Genomic DNA, 3906 nt, shown 5'->3' with positions numbered 1-3906 from the left:
GAAAATGCTTCCCGAAGTCACCGCCACGCGCTATGTGACGCCCCTGCGCGAGGGCGGATCGCTGCCCGGCATCGTCGAGGCCGACGACCTGGGCACCTATGTCGTGAAGTTGCCCACCAGGCGGCGCTGACCTGCGGTGGTGCGGCCAAGACCATGACTGACCTGCGCAGATGAGTCTTTCGACGTCTTTCCGGGTCGTGTCGCGTTGCACGGTCGATCCTCCCCAGGCGCTCTCCAGCGCCGCCGATACTCCCCAGATTCTCCCCAGAGGGGGGCTGCGCTCGCGCGTATGCAGCACGTCGCCAATATGGGTCAGGCACGTCAGTCTCGTCACGGAGAGTGACAGCCGTGGACGGTGTGACGGGTGTTATAGCCGTCCCATGAACGGGGGAGACCAGGCATGCTTTTGGTTTCCCGGTAGAGGCACTCAAATCAGGAGTTCTTCTGGGGCATGGTCCCCGTGTGGGCCCCAGAGGGGCGGTAGAACCGCTGACGTGCCGCCAAACAAGAAGGGCGCTCCGGCCAGGGTTTCTCCCCGGTCGGAGCGCCCCTCGGTGCTGTCGGGACGACAGGATTTGAACCTGCGACCCCTTGCCCCCAGGGGTGAGGGTCAAAGGTATTTTCTGGATATGGCAGACTTAATCCGGGCGCGGAGAGTGCACGTGACGGCCCGGCGTGCACCAGCGTGCATGGCGTATGGTCCCCAACTCGCGTCCGGGCTCAGCCTCATACGCCTCCGCGATCCTTCCGAGCGACTTCGAAACAGCGAACTACCCGCCCATCGAAGCAGTCTGCCGATACCATCCCAATCCTGGGCTGGGGACTCCGTTCATGGGTGTGTGTCAGCCTCATGGCGCTCCATCGCAGAAGAGGAACGAACACCCTGTGAGCATCGCTCGCGTAGACGGGCGGGTCCAGCCTGCCCGCTCCGGTGACCCGAAGCGGGTCGGTCCCTACCGGATCATCGGCCGTCTCGGCTCGGGTGGCATGGGCACTGTCCACGCCGGTCTCGATCCAGCCGGCCTCCGGGTCGCTGTGAAGGTGATCCACCCCGCACAGGCCGAGGACGATGAATTCCGGGCCCGCTTTCGCCGAGAGGTCCAGCTCTCCTCGCGTGTGCACGGGCCGTGCCTCATCCCGCTCCTCTCAGCAGACCCGGATGCCGAGAACCCCTGGCTGGCCACCGCCTACGCGCCCGGGCACACCCTCGACCAGTATCTCGCCGCCCACGGAGCACTCACCGGCGCAACCCTGTACACCTTCGCCACCGGCACCGCCCAGGCCCTCGCCGCAATCCACGCCGCCGGAGTCGTCCACCGTGACGTGAAGCCGCAGAACGTCATCCTCACCCCGGTCGGCCCCCGGGTCCTGGACTTCGGGATCGCCCATGCCGCCGACGGCACCTCCGTGACCCGGACCGGTGTCATGACCGGCACTCCCGGGTGGATCAGCCCCGAGCACTACCGCACCGGCACCGCCGGCCCCGAGGGTGACATGTTCGCCTGGGGCGCCCTCGTCGGCTACGCAGCCACAGGGCGCCCGCCCTTCGGGACCGGAGCTCCCGACGTGGTCGCCTACCGCGTCATGTCCGAGGAACCCGATCTCGACGGCCTCCCCGACGAACTGCGCGAGCCCCTGACGAAGGCGCTCGCCAAGAACCCCGCCGAGCGAATCCACGCCGAAGCGGCGGCAGAGGAATGCGCGCGACTCCTCGCCCGTCAGACGACCCAGATCCTCGGCACGGCCGCCAGCCCTGAGCCGACGCGGATCAGTGATCGCCTCACCACCGCGTGGAACCTCCCCAACATGGAAGACCCCGCCTGGAGCCTTCCCACGCCCCCGACACGCAGGCGCGCGCTCATCACCGCCGCCGTCACCGCAATCGCCATCGCGGCCTTCTCGGGTGGAATCGTCGCCTTCTACAGCAGCAGCAACCATACGGACGCGGACCTCTCGTCCGGCCGCACCACACCTTCGACACCGTCCACCGAGACATCCGCCCCGATCGGCGCTTCTGGAACCATGACTGCCGGCACGCCTGCGGAGACCCCGCCCGCTCCTGTGGTCGATCCGCGGACCATCAGGATCCCCAAGGACCCCCTCGCCGGAGTCACCGATCCCGCCTACACACGAGCCGGCGAGGAAACGCAACCACACCCGGACGAGTGGAGTGCGAGCACCATCGCCGGCAGCCCCGAAGAGCATGACACCGAGAAGGCGATCCGGGACCGTATGACGTCCATGCTGGCCACCAAGGGCATGGACTTCATGAAGCCCACAATCACGTTCAACCAGCGTGCACAGACCGTGATGGTGACCGGTGGACCGGTGCCGCAGCTGCCCGAGAACCATCAGGAGGTGTTCCGCAGAGCCGGCGAGATGGCGGCCTGCTCCGCCCTCGCGCACCGCCTCGAGAACGACCCGACCACCTGGCCGTACGGCCGCTTCGCCGTCTACTGGAAGACATCCGACGGCGATCTCGATGCGGCAGCCCTCGGCTATGGCGAGGCCACTGACGGCTGCATCTTAGAAACAGCCGGCCAGTGGCACGGAGACGAGTCCGGCATGGCCACGGCCGAGATACCCAGCAGGGACAAGGCGGAGATCCGCGTCGCCGAGGCCACGGTCAAGGCCATCGTCTCCACCTGGAACACCAACACCACCGAGACGGACGACGACCCCATCGCACTCAACGACGGCATCAGCCTCGGCTTCGACCCCGTCGAAAAAGCCGCCTACATCTGGACCGACGACCCCAATAACCGCTTCACCAGCCGCGCCTCCCAGTCCAACCTCGCAGAGGCCGTCGAGAAGACCGTCTGCCGCAAGCTCACGCTCGAATTCCACAACAACAAGAGCTGGGAATACACCCGCTGGGCAGTCGCCGTCTACGACGCTTACACCGGAACGCGCCAGTTCATCGGGTCGGGTACCTGCCCGTCGTGAGTGCCGCCAACCACCTGGGCGGCGGCGCACTGACCAAGTACGAGGGCACGCCCCGCAAGATGGTCCGTTGTCGCCGCAGTGGCTGTGCGCCCTGCCGAATTCGGTGTGTAGCGAGCGCCGATCCCCTCAGTCGCCGGTACCGACCGCCGTGCCGTCTTCCCGAGCCCCAGGAGGAATCTCCCGCCATGTCCCCGGCACCGGCCACCGAGCCCCGCCCCGCTTCCTCCGAGGGCTTCGCGGCGTTCCTCCGGGCGGCGGTGGCGGCCGACCGGAAGCAGCCCGTCCACGAGCGCCTCCGGCACCGGCTCCTGGCCCGGTTGTGGGAGTCCGGGGAGCCCGAGGAGGGAAGCACCGCGGACATCATCTTCACCGGAACCGACGGCACCCATCTGTTCGAGGTGCTCCAGGCCGAGCGCCCCGCCTACGCCGACCTGAGGGAGGCGGCGACACGTATCGCCGAGGTCCGCTACACCCTGGGGCGCTCCATCGACCGCGTCTTCCTGGTGTGCGCCGCTGCCCCGGTTGAAACCTGGGCGGTCGAGGCCGTCGAGGGCGCCTTCGGTGCCTCGGTGGTCTGGTGGGAGGACGGCACCTGGCACGGACTCGACAAAACGATGTGATCCCCTACGACGGACGGCTTGTGCCCCGAGACGAGACCGGAGAACCGCCGCCGGCCATCTCCTTGTCGTGCGGCCTCCCGGTCCTCCGGCGAAGCAGGACGGCTGGGCGACGGAGGGAGGATGTCCCTGACAGACGGGGTGTCGGCCGGGAGGACCTCTTTCCACCGGAGCTTCGCCGCACCTGTCCGTCAGGCTGGACCGGTCCGCACCCGCGGTGCGGAGGCCGCGACGGGAGCTGGCACCTATCGTCGGCGGGCCGGAACACGGCATCGGTTGGCCTTGGGCCCGGGCCGCCCCCTCCCCCCCCCCGCCCCCCCCGCGGCCCCCCCGCACCGCCGCG

At 68.4% G+C, this 3906-nt stretch carries 2 protein-coding genes and 1 pseudogene; all 3 read left to right on the top strand.

Going from position 1 to position 3906, the window contains the following annotated elements:
* Positions 1-4: 4 nt before the first annotated feature.
* Positions 5-109: pseudogene (locus AC2CJA_RS25155) on the top strand (HipA family kinase); the annotation flags it as partial.
* 776 nt (positions 110-885) lie between these two features.
* The gene (locus tag AC2CJA_RS25150) at positions 886-2946 is read left to right on the top strand and encodes a serine/threonine-protein kinase (protein ID WP_484604968.1); all 2061 of its coding nucleotides are present in this window, start codon (positions 886-888) and stop codon (positions 2944-2946) included.
* Between the two features lie 185 nt (positions 2947-3131).
* On the top strand, positions 3132-3566 hold the full coding sequence (locus AC2CJA_RS25145) for a hypothetical protein (protein WP_484604967.1): 435 nt from the start codon (positions 3132-3134) through the stop codon (positions 3564-3566).
* The last annotated feature ends 340 nt before the right edge of the window (positions 3567-3906 follow it).

The sequence above is a fragment of the Streptomyces sp. ATLC9 genome (assembly GCF_057196705.1).
Note: the sequence above shows the minus strand (reverse complement) of the source record. Positions and strands in the feature narration are given on the sequence as shown.

Coding starts and splice junctions, on each gene's coding strand:
- AC2CJA_RS25145 (WP_484604967.1), top strand. CDS start 3,132: ATGTCCCCGGCACCGGCCACCGAGCCCCGCCCCGCTTCCTCCGAGGGC.